This is a genomic window from Erythrobacter sp. HA7-11, assembly GCF_055693605.1.
The window spans coordinates 2,791,285-2,804,990 of the sequence record NZ_JBVFUF010000002.1; the positions used below are offsets into that span (position 1 = coordinate 2,791,285).

Sequence of the window (13,706 nt, forward strand, 5' to 3'; positions counted from 1 at the left end):
GCGCGCGATGGCAAAGTGGGATTTGAGGCTGGGTGAGAACGGCGCGTGGCGTGATGCAAAAGCGCGCCGTTTGGCGCGCCGCTCGTTAGGCTACTGGCTTGTCCAGCGTTTGCGCGGCACTGCCCCAAACGCGGGCGCGCGCTTCCATAAACGAAGCGAGGATCGGGTGATCGAGCGCCGCATATTCGCTCGGGTTCATGGTCATGAATTCGTGGAATTCACGCGTGAACTGCGCCTGATCGTGGTAGTGATCATCCATCGCGTCGGTCCACAGCTTCCTGCCGTGAAGCATCCACGCACTGAGCGTGCGCATAAAGCGCTGGCGCCGCATCAACAGCTTGGGCGTGAAGCCGAAATATCGGCGGCACATCCGCTCAAGCGTGCGCACGCTCATCCCGCTGGCTTTGGCGAGGTCATCGACCGAAGAGAGCGAGGGCTCAACCAGCGCCGTGTGGATACGGATGATCTTGGGCTCGTCGCGATTGGGCCGCATCAGCCGGCTCATATATTGTTCGATCGCCGCCAACTGATCCTCATCGCTGGCATTGGTGTCGCACAACGTATCGGTTAGGCCGGCGAACTTTTCAAAGGCGGGATGGCGCGCGCCTTCGCACACGGTGTTCGCCACGTCGCGCGCGTCCATATCGATGAAGCGCGCCCAGCCGAGCGGCAAGAGCCCGATGCCCCACATCCGCGAGGACTTCAGGCGAAAGTGGCAAGGGCGCGAGCTTGGTCCGGTGGCCGAAAAGCGCACACCCGAAGCGCGAGAGTTTCCGATGCTGGCATCGGGCACTCCGCCTGCAAAGAAGCGAATATTGCCCCACTCAGGCTGAAGATAATCGGCCAGCTCTCCGCCATTCTCGACATCGAGCGTCATGTGATAGAAAGTCGTGAAGCAGCCTTCGAATTGATGCGAGGGCGTGAAGAAACGGCTCCGAACTTGAAAGTTCGCACCGGCATTTGTTTCTTGATCTACGGTCCCCACCATGCGGCGCGTCCTACGCTTCTGGCGCAAATTTACAAGTTTTCTGGCGGAAACTTACAAGGGAAATGTCGCTCAGATACAATAAAGGACGCTCGCCATTTGGCTGAGCGTCCTCTGATTGTGCCGTAATTTGAAGAGCTTGCGGTGAAAGCAATGCGTCCACCCGGCCCCTCAAAATTGAATTACGCTGGCAGCGCGGCTTTCGCCTGGTCGATGATCGACTTGAAGGCAGCGCTTTCGTTCATGGCGAGGTCGGCCATGACTTTGCGGTCCAGCTCGATTCCCGCGAGCTTCACGCCGTGCATGAACTGCGAGTAGGTGAGACCTTCGGCGCGCACCGCTGCGTTAATCCGCTGGATCCAGATCGCGCGGAAACTGCGCTTCTTAACCTTGCGGTCGCGGTAAGCGTACTGGCCAGCCTTTTCGACGGCCTGACGCGCAATGCGAATGGTGTTCTTGCGACGACCGCGATAGCCCTTGGCTTGATCGAGGAGGCGCTTGTGCTTCTGACGTGTGGTCACGCCGCGTTTAATGCGAGGCATATGTAGTATCCTTTGTAGAGTTCTGCGCCAGCCCGCTCTTTCCACCCTTTCACCCCGATGATCGCCCGGTAGGTTCCAGGCGGAGGGGTGGAGGGAGTGGGCGGTCTAGCCCATCAAATCAATCGAGCCCGTAGGGCGCCCATTTCTTCACTGTCTTGGTGTCGGCATCCGACAGCACAGTGGTTCCACGGTTGGTGCGGATATACTTCGCATTGTGGCTGATCAGACGGTGGCGCTTGCCTGCGACGCCGTGCTTGACCTTGCCGGTTGCGGTGATCTTGAAGCGTTTCTTCACACCGCTTTTGGTCTTCAGTTTGGGCATTTTCATCTCCTTCATGCAGAGACACATTGGACCAGCCCTGGCAGCCCTAGTCGCCAGGCCGGACTCGGTATTTGTGTCAGCGAAGCGCGCCACATAGCGATTCCACCCTCGGATGCAAGCATTTTGCGCGTTCGGGCGAGGTCGCTTTATTCCAGTTTCCGCTCGGCCACGACTTCAAAGCCGGTCGGCAAGGCTCCTGAGCGAAGCTTCATCGCAAGCTCTTCGGCCTCTTCGAAGGTAAAGCCGCCTGAAATCTGCACCGACCCGCCCAGGATCGGCTCGTTGACGATCGGCGCGGAAATCACCTCCCCCTCCAGCACAATGGCGAGCGGCTTGCCGACATTCTCGCTGGTCAGCCTGCCAAACTTTCGCGCGCCTTTCTCGTTGAAATCAACATAGATGACCGGCTGCCCGATCTGATCGTCAAATCTCGCCGTCGCATCAGTGAGATGCCGGTTCGACATGCCGCCAACCCGCCTTACAGCAAACGAGCCCGACCCATCAGCCATCGGCAGAACTTCGCTGCCGGGCGGCGCTATCCCGGCGCGCGTATCTTCAGGCAAGGCCGTGTCATCGACCAATTGAATGGTCAGTTTCGGCGTGCGGCCCAGAGCCACATCGAGCTTCTCGCGCATATTTTCGCCCGAGGCCTTCAGAGCGAGGCGATTATCGCCCACCCGCTCAACACTGTGCGCGATCACATCAATGCTGAGCAGGCGTTGACGGATGACAACGATGGATTCGTCAAGCGCATCGCTCTGCGCTTCGCTCGTCGCTGGCGGATCGCTTACCTCATCCGGATCGTATTCGATCAGATATTCGTGCGTTGGCCCGGCGAGGGCTGCGACGTCATTGCACCCCGTCAGTCCCACCAAGCCGAGCGCAACAAGCACGCCCATGCGGAGCGAAGTTTTCAAGCTTTCCATTGTTGCCGCGGTGATGCGACAGCCGCTTTATGATTGCAAGCCACCGTAGCGACCTACCCCATCGCCTCCAGCGCTTCTTCCAGCCGTGCGGGTTCGCCCAGCGCCAGCACCGTTCCATCAGACCCAGCATCGAGAGGGTTGCCCTGCCAGTCGCTCATCATTCCGCCAGCCCCTTCGACAATCGGGACCAGCGCGGCGTAATCGTAGAGCTTCAATCCCGCCTCGCACACGACATCCAAATGCCCGCTTGCGAGCAGGCCGTAATTGTAGCAATCGCCGCCCCACACCACGATCTGCGAGGTTTGCGCCGCCAGCGACATAAAGGCCGCGCCCTGATCGTCGCTGAAATATTGCGGGCCGCTCGAGGCGATCACCGCATCCGACAATTCCTTGCACGAACGCGACTTCACCGGTTTGCCGTTGAACAGCGTTGCTTCGCCGACCCGCCCGACCCAGCGCTCACTCGCAATCGGCTGGTCGATCACGCCCAGCACCGGCCACCCATCCTGCAAGAGCGCGATCAGAGTGCCGAAGATCGAGCCGCCCGGCCATAAAGCTGATCGTGCCGTCAATCGGATCGAGCACCCATTGCCGCCCGGCATTTTCATTATGCGTACCGTATTCTTCGCCGATAATCCCGTCATCGGGACAATGCGCCTCGATCAGCGCGCGCATCGCCGCCTCCGCGGCGCGGTCAGCCTCGGTCACGGGCGAACGATCCGCCTTGCGCTCGTCTTCCCATTCTCCGCGAAAGAACGGGCGAATGGTCGAACCCGCCACATCGGCAAGGCGCTGGGCCAAAGCTACATCTTTGTCAGTCATGGCGGCACCTCTCTCCAATCGCGCCAAGCGCCCTCGCCAGCACAAGATCAATCGTCAAGTGCCTAACGATGCTACCTGAAAATTGCCGGATACATACAATACCGACGACCTTGAACCGCTTAAGTACGTGAAACAAATAATGTAACCAAAAAAGAACTGCAGCCCCGGTGGCATGGCAAAGCAGTTGGTGGGTTGAGGATATGGGTGGCAATCAAAAGTCCCTTGAGCCAAGCGAAATTTGGCGCCGCAACCTTGCTTCCTATTCGGGCGTATCACGAGACGGTCTGCCGCTATCAGCCAATCGCGCGGCGAGCGATGATCTTTCGCCTTGGGTTGCGCGACTGGTTTCGGCCAAGGCTACCAATTCGCCAAACAGCACCATTGCCTGCGGGATGTGCAACGATCTCGCCTATGTACGCAATGTCTTCAACGGACGCTGGACCGCGCTGACTGTCGACGCGCACCAAACGCACGAGAATGAAGTTCTGCTGTTCGGGCAGCATTCCAAGTACATGCCGCTCACCTGCACCGGCGATTTGATGTCGGCAGGATTTGGCATGCGCGCCGGCGCGTTCTACGCACTGACCGGCATCCCGGCGACCGAGATGCTCGATCGAGTGATAAGCAAGGACGTGTTCGGCCTGGCTGAACCCGAGTGCAAGGAGATCCTTTCCGAAGGACACACACCGGAGGAATGGAACCACGCGATCGAGGAATGTCTGCGCCGCTACATTGAAAAGCATGATCCGCCGCCGCCCGATCCGATATCGGTGGCGTTCGAGCTGGCGGCGTTCGCCGATCCGACCCAGTCGCTGGGTGACTTTGCCGAAAGCCACAATATCAGCATTCGCAAATTGCAGCGGATCGTGAAGCGCGATTTCGGGGTGTCACCGCGACTGGTCATGCGCCGTGCGCGCGCGCTCGACCTCGCATCGCAGCTGTGCGGTGTCGCCAATGAGGAAGAAGCGGAAGAAATGCTGATGCGCTTCTTCGATCAGGCGCATCAGATCCGCGAGTTTCAAAGCTTCTTCGGCGTCACCCCGCAAAAGTTTCGCGCCCAGCCCCGCCCGCTGCTGACCATTTCGCTTGAGCAACGCCAGGCACGGCGGCTTGAAGAGTTGCAAAGGCACCAGCCAGGCCAACTGCACAGCTGGCGGGCGGATTGCGACGCGGTGAGCGACAGCACCCCAAAGGGCTGAGGCTCGCCGCCAATATCACTGCCAATAGTCGAACGCCTCGCTCTGGCGCGCTTTCACATAAGCGCGCGCTTGCGGCCCGCAGCCTTCTTTGCCCCAGTCGCTTGGGAAGTTCTCGCTCGCACCCGAGCGCGAAACAAACCAGCCCTGTCCGGGCATTCCATCGCTCTCGCGCACGACCAGCACGGCAAGGCCCGGCTCGCCTTTCGCTCGTCCGTCTTCGTCAATCCGGTCGAGCACCTTGCAAAGCTGACGCATCAGAGGCCGGGTAAAACGGTGGCCGAGCACCATGAGTAGCTGCGAGTAGCTGAGCGTGTTCCGACGCCGCGCCGCATCGATCAGGATGGTGCGGATTTCGGTCTTCTCTAACATGGATGCAAAGTGCCAATCGACCCGAGGGGCCGCAAGCCCAAGCGGGCGCCCTCAGCGGAGTCGCAGACGGCGTGAAACGCCAACCGATCTTCAGATCGCGTGAGCGAGGAAGTCGCAGGCCGGATGACCTGCAGAAAACAAAAAATCAATCGAACAGGTGTGCGTCGGAACCTTGCCAGCCCGCACCCTTCACCCTTCCACCCGGATGGTATCCCGGTAGGCTCCCGGTAGAAGGGTGAAGGGTGCGGGCTGGCAAGGAAAATCAATCAAAAAGCGAGCTAACGCTGCTTTCATCGGCAATGCGGCGGATCGCTTCGCCCACGAGCGGCGCCATGGTCAGCACGCGGATCTTCTCCGATTGCTCGCATGCCTCGGTCGGCAGGATTGAGTCGGTGATCACCAGCTCTTTCAGTTTGGAGCCGTCGATCCGGGCCACCGCGCCGCCGGAAAGCACGCCGTGCGTGATATAGGCCGCGACGCTCTTTGCGCCGTTTTCAAGCAATGCCTCGGCGGCATTGCAGAGCGTTCCGCCGGAATCGACGATGTCGTCGATCATGATGCAGTGCCGCCCTTCGACCTCGCCGATGATGTTCATCACTTCGCTTTCGCCAGGACGATCACGGCGTTTGTCGACGATCGCGAGCGGGGCGTTGTCGAGGCGCTTGGCGAGCGCGCGGGCGCGCACCACGCCGCCGACATCGGGAGAGACGACCATCAGATCCTGATCGCCGTAGCGCGCCTGAATATCGGCGGCCATCACGGGTGCTGCGTAAAGGTTGTCGGTCGGAATATCGAAGAAGCCCTGGATCTGCCCTGCGTGGAGGTCCACAGCCAGCACTCGGTCCGCGCCCGCTTCGGTGATGAGGTTGGCGACCAGCTTGGCTGAAATTGGCGTGCGGGGCCCAGGCTTACGGTCTTGCCGGGCATAACCGAAATAGGGGACCACGGCGGTGATCCGTTTTGCCGAGGCGCGGCGGAGCGCATCCACGCAGATCAAGAGCTCCATGAGATTGTCGTTCGCCGGGAAGCTGGTCGGCTGGACGACAAACACGTCCTCTCCGCGCACATTCTCATGAATCTCGACAAAGATCTCCTCATCGGCGAACCGGCGCACACTGGCATCGGTTAGAGGCATTTCAAGATAGGCGGCAATCGCGCGGGCGAGCGGCAGGTTTGAATTGCCGGACATGATTTTCATGAGTTGCGAATCCTCGGGTGCAGCAGACGCGCAATGCCTAGCCGAGAGTCATGGAGATGCAACAGAGCGGAAGACAGTTTGTCCTCAGATCGTCACCCGATCTTATGCTCGCCTTTGATCCAGCGCACGGTGCCTGAAGACGCGCGCATTACAACGCTGTCGGTCGTCATCACCGTTTCCCCGGTCAGCGTGCGGCGGCGCTTCACGCCATCAAGCAGAGAGCCTTGCGTCACGCCGGTCGCAGCGAAGATGCAGTCGCCGCTCGCCAGCTCTTCCAGCTTGTAGATCTTGTCGAGCTCGGTGATGCCCCATTTGCGCGCGCGCGCCTTTTCATCCTCGTTGCGGAACACCAGCCGTCCGTTGAACTGCCCGCCGACACAGCGCAAAGCCGCCGCTGCAAGCACGCCTTCAGGCGCGCCGCCCTGGCCCATATACATATCAATATTGGTGTCTTCGTCGGTCACCGCGATTACGCCGGCGACATCGCCATCACCGATCAGCACCACGCCGCATCCAAGCGAGCGCAATTCCGCGATCAGATCGGCATGGCGCGGCCGATCGAGCACGCACACAATGATGTCGCCCGGCTCGACGCCCTTGGCCTCGGCCACGGCAGTAACATTCTCGGTCGGAGTCTTGGCGAGATCGATCACGCCTTCGGGATAGCCGGGGCCAACCGCGATCTTGTCCATATAAGTATCGGGCGCGTTCAACATGCAGCCTTTTTCTGCGGCAGCCAGCACCGCCAGAGCGTTAGGCCCGGCCTTGGCTGTAATGGTCGTGCCTTCCAATGGATCGAGCGCGATATCGATCTTCGGGCCCTTGCCCGGAGCGCCGCCTACCTTCTCGCCAATATAAAGCATTGGCGCTTCGTCGCGCTCGCCTTCGCCGATCACCACTGTGCCATCCATGTAGAGTGTGTCGAACGCACGCCGCATCGCTTCAACGGCAGCGGCGTCGGCGGCTTTCTCATCCCCGCGTCCAACCAATTGCGCAGCGGCTACCGCAGCCGCTTCGGTCACGCGCACCATTTCGAGCACCAGCACACGATCGAGCGCGTTTTCCGTGCTCGTATCTTTGCCGGCCAAAACGTCAGTTTGCGGGGTGTTCATGGCGAATTCATTCCTTACAGCGTGAGTGGCCGAGCAACAGGGCCGATTGGCGAAGCGCTTAGACAATAGGAGAGTGGCTTGTCGAGCAACACGGCGAGGAGCGGGGCAAATGCTGTGTGCAAGCTTCTTTTTTGTCTCATGTTCGGCTTTGCTGCTCCGCTGCACGCGCAAGATGACAGCGGCGCGACACCGACCAATGAACCACCCGAAAGCGCTGATCCTGATGAGCCGGTACGAGCCGTTTCGAATTGATCTATCAGTCACTGTCCCGCGCGGCGAAGTGAACGAGAGCAATGTCCGCGCCTGCGAAGACGAAGCGGAAGGTGCGAGTATTTCAGGCGAGATCATCGTCTGCCGCAGAGTCGAGGAAGACAATTCATTCTACTACAGCGGCAGCCGCGACGCCGCCCGCGCGCGCTATGCGACGGAGACGCAGGATCTCAACAATCCGAAAGCGCCCGATTTCATCCTCGACTGCAAGGAGCAAGGCAATCCGCCCGGATGCATCAGCTTTGGTTCGGTCCCGCCGCCTGCGCTGATTATCGATGTTGAGGCATTGCCCGAAGCGCCGCCCGGTTCGGATGCGGATCGGGTCGGGCGTGGGCTCGCACCTAGGGGCCGCGAACTGACCGAGGAGGAAGAGAAGGCGCGGCGCGAAGCCTTGGGCGTTGAGACACCAGATTAGTCTTTTTATTTTGGGCCCTCAATAGCCGGGCGCGACGCATTCGCGCTTGCGGTCTAGCCTACGGCCAGAGCGAACCATTCCCGGCCATTAGCTTGGTTGCAGACGGCCCGCAAACACCAGCCTTCCGAAATCAACTCTTCAAGATCGGCATCACCAATGGCGGGGCGGTCAAGCTGTCTGACCCTTCCAGCAGCTCCAGCGCTTTGCGCACGCAGCGCTCCTGCCCCTCATGCGTGACCATCGCCACCAGCACATCGTCCCCGTGATCGGGTGTGCCTTTTTGAATAAGGCTTTCGATCGATACCCCGCCATCTCGCATGGCGGCGGTGATCTCCGCCAGCACGCCGGGGCGGTCAGCTACAGTGAAGCGCAGATAGGTCCGCTCCATCCGGTGGCCCGGCTCGGTCGCGGGCAGCTTTTTAAGGTCGGCGGTCGGAACGGAGAACGGCGCGCCGGCATCCTCGCGCGCAATGTCGATAAGGTCGGCGACCACCGCGCTGGCGGTTGGCCCGTCGCCCGCGCCAGCGCCCTGAAACAGTAAGCGCCCTGCAAAATTGCTTTCCGCCACGACCGCGTTGGTCGGACCATCGACCGCAGCGAGCGGGTGGGTCTTGGGCACGAGGCAAGGACGAACCCTTTGCAGCAGGTGCGCGCCATCACCGCCGTTGCTCTCCACATCAGCCATCGCGATCAGGCGGATGACAAAGCCGAGTGTGTCGGCCTGCGCGATGTCAGCGCTGCGAACCTGCGTGATGCCGGTGGTGCGGACATTGTCGAAATCGACCTCTGCCCCAAACCCGATCCCGGCAAGTATCGCGAGCTTGTGCGCCGCATCGACGCCTTCGATGTCAAAAGTGGGATCCGCCTCGGCATAGCCAAGCTGCTGCGCCGCGCTCAGCGTTTCGCCAAAATCCGCCCCTGTCGCTTCCATTTCAGAGAGGATATAATTGCAGGTGCCGTTGAGGATGCCGTAAATCCGTGTGAGCGCATTGGCAGCCGCGCCTTCGCGCAGACCCTTCACGACGGGGATACCGCCAGCCACCGCCGCTTCGAACTTGAGCGGCTGGCCTTTGCCTTCAGCCATTTGCGCCAGCGCCATGCCATGATGCGCGATCATCGCCTTGTTCGCGGTGACGAAGCCTTTGGACGCGTCGAGCGAGGCTTTCGCGAGCTCCAGCGCCGGTCCATCCGAACCGCCGATCAGCTCAACCACAACATCGACGCCGGCATTCTCCGCCATCGTCATCATATCATCGGTCCAATTGTAGGCAGAAAGATCAATGCCGCGATCCTTGGAGCGGTCGCGCGCGCTTACGCTGACCACCTCGATCGCCCGGCCAGCGCGCGAAGTGATGAGATCGCGATTGGTTTCAAGCAGCCGGATAACCCCGGCCCCCACCGTGCCAAGGCCAGCAATTGCAATGCGCAGCGGGCGCTTGCCCCCATGTTCGGTCAATGAATTCCTCCTGCCAATACCGTGCGCGCCGATCATAGTTTTTGATGCGTGGGCGCGAACGCGTCGGCAAGCGGCTTACCTGCGTCGCCTCGCACGGCAAGCGCAATTTGCCTTTAGGGCCGTGAAGTTTAGCCTTTGGGCGTCTAGCTGTTGGTGATGCTGCGCTCGCACCGGCCCAGCTGCGATACGACGAAGCCGTAATCCTCGGCAGCAAGTTGGCGGGCGGCTGGATCGCGCGAGAGGTTAGCAGAGCTCGGCAAGCTTTGTGGCAGCGCGCAGGCGAGCCGGTACCATTGGATCGTCTGGCGCGCAGGCGGGCGCGCCGCCGAATCGATGATCTCGCCCCAGGACACACCCCAGACCGGATTCTGGCCCGGGCGGCGCAGCACGCTGATAGAAACGGGCGAGCGATCTTGCGTGCCGAGGAAAATCTGTGTTTCTGATTCGCCGACCAGATTGCCTCGCACGGCCAAAGCGTCGTTCACGCCGGTCACCACCGGCGGAGCATTACTCGCAAGCAATTGCGTGAGGATAGGACGAAGCCGCGCGTCGAGCGCAGGGGTGTAATCGAGCTGCGCGCCCTGACCGACCAGTTGGATCGAACCGGGCTTGCCGCGGACCGGTACCGCGCAAACAGCAGCATTTCGCGCTTTTTCAGCTTGGGCGGCTTACCTTTGGCGTTAAGCGGCACGTCGACCAGATAGTTCAACGATTCGCCAATCGCGTTCGAACCGGACAGCAGGGATAGTGTGCGTGCCTCTATATATAGGCGTGCGAATCCGGGCTGAAGACCAGGCGCTCTTTCGGGTTTGACCTGCGTTTGCCGGCGGATTTCTGCACGAATTACAAGCGTTGACCGGTCGGCCAGGGTCGCAAGATCTGCAAAAGTTGCAGCCTCATTCCCGACCGGCTGCTGGGCCTGAGCGTTCGCCATCGGTGAACAGACTGTTGCAGTACGCGGCAAGAGCCAGAGCGCTGATTTTGTTTGTTAAAAATTGGTTAAACATGACCCTCAGCGATATACCTTTCTTGCCTCAAAGCGCGAGCCAGAAGCGTCAAACTGTTCCAGCATTGAGACACTGAATCACTTCTGAATAGATAAAGCGTTTGATTGCCTCAGCCATGATGTTTAAAGCCTACCGTCACCTTTGGCGAGGATGGGGACATAGTCGCTTCGGGTCACGGATGCGGTATGCGGGAGAAATCATATCGGCATCCATCAGGTGATAAAAAACCTGTTCCCAATGATGGGATGATTTGAGATAACGAGTTTCATTCGCAGTTTGGCTGCGCTTGAGGATCGGGCCGGTTTTTGCCGGTCGAATTGACGGAGAGTAAAAAGCTGGATGGCCTACGCTGACCAAAAAATGAGCAATAATCGTATTATTGCTCTGATCATCGTGGCGATAATTCATGTGGCTGTCGGCTACATGTTGGTGACGGGACTGGCCATTTCTGCGGTCAAGAACATCGCTGAGCGCGTGACGACAATCAACATCGAGGAAGAGCCGCCACCCGAGGAGGAACCGCCTCCCCCGCCACCGCAGGAAGAGGTTCCACCGCCACCGGTCTTCGTACCGGACCAGAATTTGGATCTGAACCAGAACCCGAGCCCGCCGCAGACGGATAATACGCCGCCTCCGCCGCGCGAGGATCCGGATCCGAATGCTGGGCGCGAACCGCCTCCACCGCCGCCTCCACCGCCACCGCCTCCGCCGCCTGACCTTTCGTCACCGGCATCGCCGCGGAACCAGGGTCGCTGGGCTGCGCAGATTCAGCGCAACTACCCGACCCGCGCGATCCGTCGTGAAGAAGAGGGTACCGTTGGTGTTGCGGTTACCGTGGACGCAAACGGTAGAGTATCGTCATGCAGTGTGACACGGCCAAGCGGCTCAAGCGCGCTGGATGACGCGGCGTGTAAGGGAATGCAGCGCTATGCACGCTTCAACCCGGCCAAGGACCGTTCGGGCGCCCCGACATCGGGTCGTTTCTCGACCAGCATCAGGTATCAACTCGACTAAGCATTCAAAGTTTGGGGCACGGCCCGGAAAAACCGGCCCCGGGGATATTAAAGAGGACTTTTCGCAATGATGATTCAACTTCTTACCGCTGCTGGTGAAGCACCGGAAAATCAGTTTGGCTTCGTGAAAGCCATGGAAGAAGGCGGCCCAGTCGCCTGGTTCATTCTTAGTGTGATGATCATTATGAGCGTTGGCTCATTCTACATCCTCATCACCAAGCTGCTTGAGCAGAACAAGGTGATGAAGCAAGCCAAGGGCCTGCAAAACTTCTGGCGCGCAAACTCGCTCAAAGAAGGCGCAACCAAGCTTGAGAAGAACAGCGCATGGCGCCAGGTTGCTGACGACGCGATCACCGCTGAAGAAAAGCACGCCAAGATGACCGACAGCCTCGAAGCGCATGATTACATGCACGGTTCGCTGCAGCGTTCGGAAGATTCGATCAATTCGAAGCTGGCAACGGGTCTCCCGTTCCTCGCATCGGTTGGTGCTACCGCGCCGTTTATCGGTCTGCTCGGTACCGTGATCGGTATTTACCGCGCTCTGATCAACATCGGCATCGCCGGTTCGGCATCGATCGACAAGGTCGCCGGCCCGGTTGGTGAGGCGCTGATCATGACCGCTATCGGTCTGCTTGTGGCTGTGCCTGCTGTGCTTGCCTTTAACTGGCTCCAGTCGCGCAACCGCCGGATCGCTGAGCTGCTCAACAGCTTTTCGACCGACATCCTTGCTTACATCAGCTCGGACGGTGCGGTTAAGCCGAACGTGAGCGCTGCTCCAGCCAAGAAGCCTGCCGCAGCTGCCAAGCCAGCGACGACAACAGGCGGCGTAAAGCCAGCCCCACGCCCGTAATCTGAATTTGCGGGGCGGCTTTTGGGTCGCTCCGCACATTCACCCGGTCGGACATCGGCCAAAATGGTTATCTGCCCGGATGATCGGGCAAAATTACGGATAGGAATTCACAATGGCAATTTCGATGGGAGGGGGCGAAACCCCGATGTCGGACATCAACACCACGCCGCTGGTCGACGTGATGCTGGTGCTTCTGATCATCTTCCTCATCGCAGTTCCGGTTGCGATTCAAACGATCGAAAAACTGGAAATCCCGGTTTTTGAATCGATCGAATCGGAAGACAAGGTTGAAAACCTGCTGCTGACTGTCAGCACCACTGACAGCGCGGGACGCAGTGCCGGCGAGCCCGGTTTTGAAGGCGCTGCTCGCGATGGCGAATGCCGCGTCTACTTCAACAACATCACGCCTGTGACGTCTGACGAATTGTATGACCAATCGTTCAAGCGTCTCGAAGCAATTGTTGAACGTGCCGGCGGCATTGAGCAGATCATGGCTGATCCGGAACTGATCCCGCAGGTGCACATTCGCGGCGACAGCAACGCGCCGTGGCGCTGCGTTGCGGGCTCGATCTTCAACGTGCAGCGCGCCGGTTATCCGACAATCGGCTTCATCTCTAACCCCGTCGAGCCTGGCATTTAAGCCGAGACGCATCAAGGAGAATAACCCATGGGTATGTCCGGAGGTAAACTCGACGGCGAACCGATGATCGATATGAACATGACGCCGCTGATCGACGTCTTGCTCGTGCTGCTGATCATGTTCATCATCACCATCCCGGTGGCAACGCACGCGGTCAATATCGACCTGCCGCCACCGAATCCTGATCCGTCCAACAATGATGTCGACCCGATCAAGAACAAGGTAGTTCTGACCGCGAATGACGAGATCTTATGGAACGGAGAGCCGATCACACCTGGTGGTCTGCGCGCCAACCTAGAAGCTTCTTTGGCTTTGCGGCCTGAGCCAGAGCTTCAGTTCGAACCGGCTTCGCAAGCCAGCTATGACCTGTCAGCTCGCGTTTTGCAGCTGATCAAGGGCGTCGGCGTTACCAAATTCGGTTTTGTCGGGAATGAGCAATATCGCACATTCGGAACCGGAGGACCGGCTAGTTGGTGCAGGCGGCGACCAGTAACAGGTTCGCTAGCGCTCAAAGAATGCCGAAGGGCGGGTTGCTGAACAGCGATCCGCCCTTTTTGTTTTGTTTCAAGCGCCAGAGCCC

The 13,706-nt window shown here is 59.7% G+C and carries 15 protein-coding genes and 1 pseudogene; 6 read left to right on the forward strand and 10 right to left on the reverse strand.

Translation table 11 applies throughout. The features are described from left to right. Nucleotides 1-85 precede the first annotated feature (85 nt). From ACZ1GU_RS14295 to hisN, 5 genes and pseudogenes are all read right to left on the reverse strand, one after another. Nucleotides 86-988: a helix-turn-helix domain-containing protein gene (locus tag ACZ1GU_RS14295; RefSeq protein ID WP_472648615.1), complete on the reverse strand. Its 903-nt coding sequence runs from the start codon at nucleotides 986-988 to the stop codon at nucleotides 86-88. A 179-nt stretch (nucleotides 989-1,167) separates the two neighbouring features. Then, nucleotides 1,168-1,527, reverse strand: a complete 360-nt coding sequence (gene rplT / locus ACZ1GU_RS14300) for a 50S ribosomal protein L20 (RefSeq protein ID WP_472648616.1) — start codon at nucleotides 1,525-1,527, stop codon at nucleotides 1,168-1,170. 118 nt (nucleotides 1,528-1,645) lie between these two features. Beyond that, nucleotides 1,646-1,849, reverse strand: a complete 204-nt coding sequence (gene rpmI, locus ACZ1GU_RS14305) for a 50S ribosomal protein L35 (protein WP_472648617.1) — start codon at nucleotides 1,847-1,849, stop codon at nucleotides 1,646-1,648. A 146-nt stretch (nucleotides 1,850-1,995) separates the two neighbouring features. Beyond that, complete coding sequence (locus ACZ1GU_RS14310; protein WP_472648618.1) at nucleotides 1,996-2,766, reverse strand: preprotein translocase subunit SecD; 771 nt, start codon at nucleotides 2,764-2,766, stop codon at nucleotides 1,996-1,998. Nucleotides 2,767-2,828: 62 nt separating this feature from the next. Then, nucleotides 2,829-3,597 (reverse strand): annotated as a pseudogene (gene hisN / locus ACZ1GU_RS14315) (histidinol-phosphatase). 200 nt (nucleotides 3,598-3,797) lie between these two features. On the opposite strand from hisN, the gene ACZ1GU_RS14320 reads away from it, so the two are divergent. Further along, entirely contained in the window at nucleotides 3,798-4,796 is a 999-nt protein-coding gene (locus ACZ1GU_RS14320) for a helix-turn-helix domain-containing protein (RefSeq protein WP_472648619.1), read from the forward strand. 15 nt (nucleotides 4,797-4,811) lie between these two features. Here the strand turns inward: ACZ1GU_RS14320 and ACZ1GU_RS14325 are convergent, their stop codons facing one another. The 3 genes from ACZ1GU_RS14325 to glpX form a co-directional block, all read right to left on the reverse strand. Continuing rightward, nucleotides 4,812-5,165 carry a ribose-phosphate pyrophosphokinase gene (locus ACZ1GU_RS14325; protein WP_472648620.1) on the reverse strand — a complete coding sequence of 118 codons (354 nt, stop codon included), beginning with the start codon at nucleotides 5,163-5,165 and terminating at the stop codon, nucleotides 4,812-4,814. A gap of 262 nt (nucleotides 5,166-5,427) precedes the next feature. Further along, nucleotides 5,428-6,363, reverse strand: a complete 936-nt coding sequence (locus ACZ1GU_RS14330; protein ID WP_472648621.1) for a ribose-phosphate pyrophosphokinase — start codon at nucleotides 6,361-6,363, stop codon at nucleotides 5,428-5,430. Between the two features lie 92 nt (nucleotides 6,364-6,455). Beyond that, on the reverse strand, nucleotides 6,456-7,475 hold the full coding sequence (gene glpX, locus ACZ1GU_RS14335) for a class II fructose-bisphosphatase (protein ID WP_472648622.1): 1,020 nt from the start codon (nucleotides 7,473-7,475) through the stop codon (nucleotides 6,456-6,458). A gap of 196 nt (nucleotides 7,476-7,671) precedes the next feature. Here glpX and ACZ1GU_RS14340 point away from each other — a divergent pair, with 196 nt between their 5' ends. Next, a complete protein-coding gene (locus ACZ1GU_RS14340; protein WP_472648624.1) occupies nucleotides 7,672-8,160 on the forward strand; it encodes a hypothetical protein in 489 nt (162 codons plus the stop codon). 130 nt (nucleotides 8,161-8,290) lie between these two features. Here the strand turns inward: ACZ1GU_RS14340 and ACZ1GU_RS14345 are convergent, their stop codons facing one another. Then, on the reverse strand, nucleotides 8,291-9,616 hold the full coding sequence (locus ACZ1GU_RS14345) for a homoserine dehydrogenase (protein ID WP_472648625.1): 1,326 nt from the start codon (nucleotides 9,614-9,616) through the stop codon (nucleotides 8,291-8,293). A 143-nt stretch (nucleotides 9,617-9,759) separates the two neighbouring features. Then, the gene (locus ACZ1GU_RS14350) at nucleotides 9,760-10,110 is read right to left on the reverse strand and encodes a hypothetical protein (protein WP_472648626.1); all 351 of its coding nucleotides are present in this window, start codon (nucleotides 10,108-10,110) and stop codon (nucleotides 9,760-9,762) included. 873 nt (nucleotides 10,111-10,983) lie between these two features. Between ACZ1GU_RS14350 and ACZ1GU_RS14355 the strand changes: the two genes are divergently transcribed. The 4 genes from ACZ1GU_RS14355 (at nucleotide 10,984) to ACZ1GU_RS14370 (ending at nucleotide 13,663) form a co-directional block, all read left to right on the forward strand. Next, nucleotides 10,984-11,637, forward strand: a complete 654-nt coding sequence (locus ACZ1GU_RS14355) for an energy transducer TonB (protein ID WP_472648627.1) — start codon at nucleotides 10,984-10,986, stop codon at nucleotides 11,635-11,637. Between the two features lie 66 nt (nucleotides 11,638-11,703). Then, the gene (locus ACZ1GU_RS14360) at nucleotides 11,704-12,486 is read left to right on the forward strand and encodes a MotA/TolQ/ExbB proton channel family protein (protein WP_472648628.1); all 783 of its coding nucleotides are present in this window, start codon (nucleotides 11,704-11,706) and stop codon (nucleotides 12,484-12,486) included. A 112-nt stretch (nucleotides 12,487-12,598) separates the two neighbouring features. Further along, complete coding sequence (locus tag ACZ1GU_RS14365) at nucleotides 12,599-13,126, forward strand: ExbD/TolR family protein (RefSeq protein WP_472648629.1); 528 nt, start codon at nucleotides 12,599-12,601, stop codon at nucleotides 13,124-13,126. A gap of 27 nt (nucleotides 13,127-13,153) precedes the next feature. After that, the gene (locus tag ACZ1GU_RS14370; RefSeq protein ID WP_472648630.1) at nucleotides 13,154-13,663 is read left to right on the forward strand and encodes an ExbD/TolR family protein; all 510 of its coding nucleotides are present in this window, start codon (nucleotides 13,154-13,156) and stop codon (nucleotides 13,661-13,663) included. The last annotated feature ends 43 nt before the right edge of the window (nucleotides 13,664-13,706 follow it).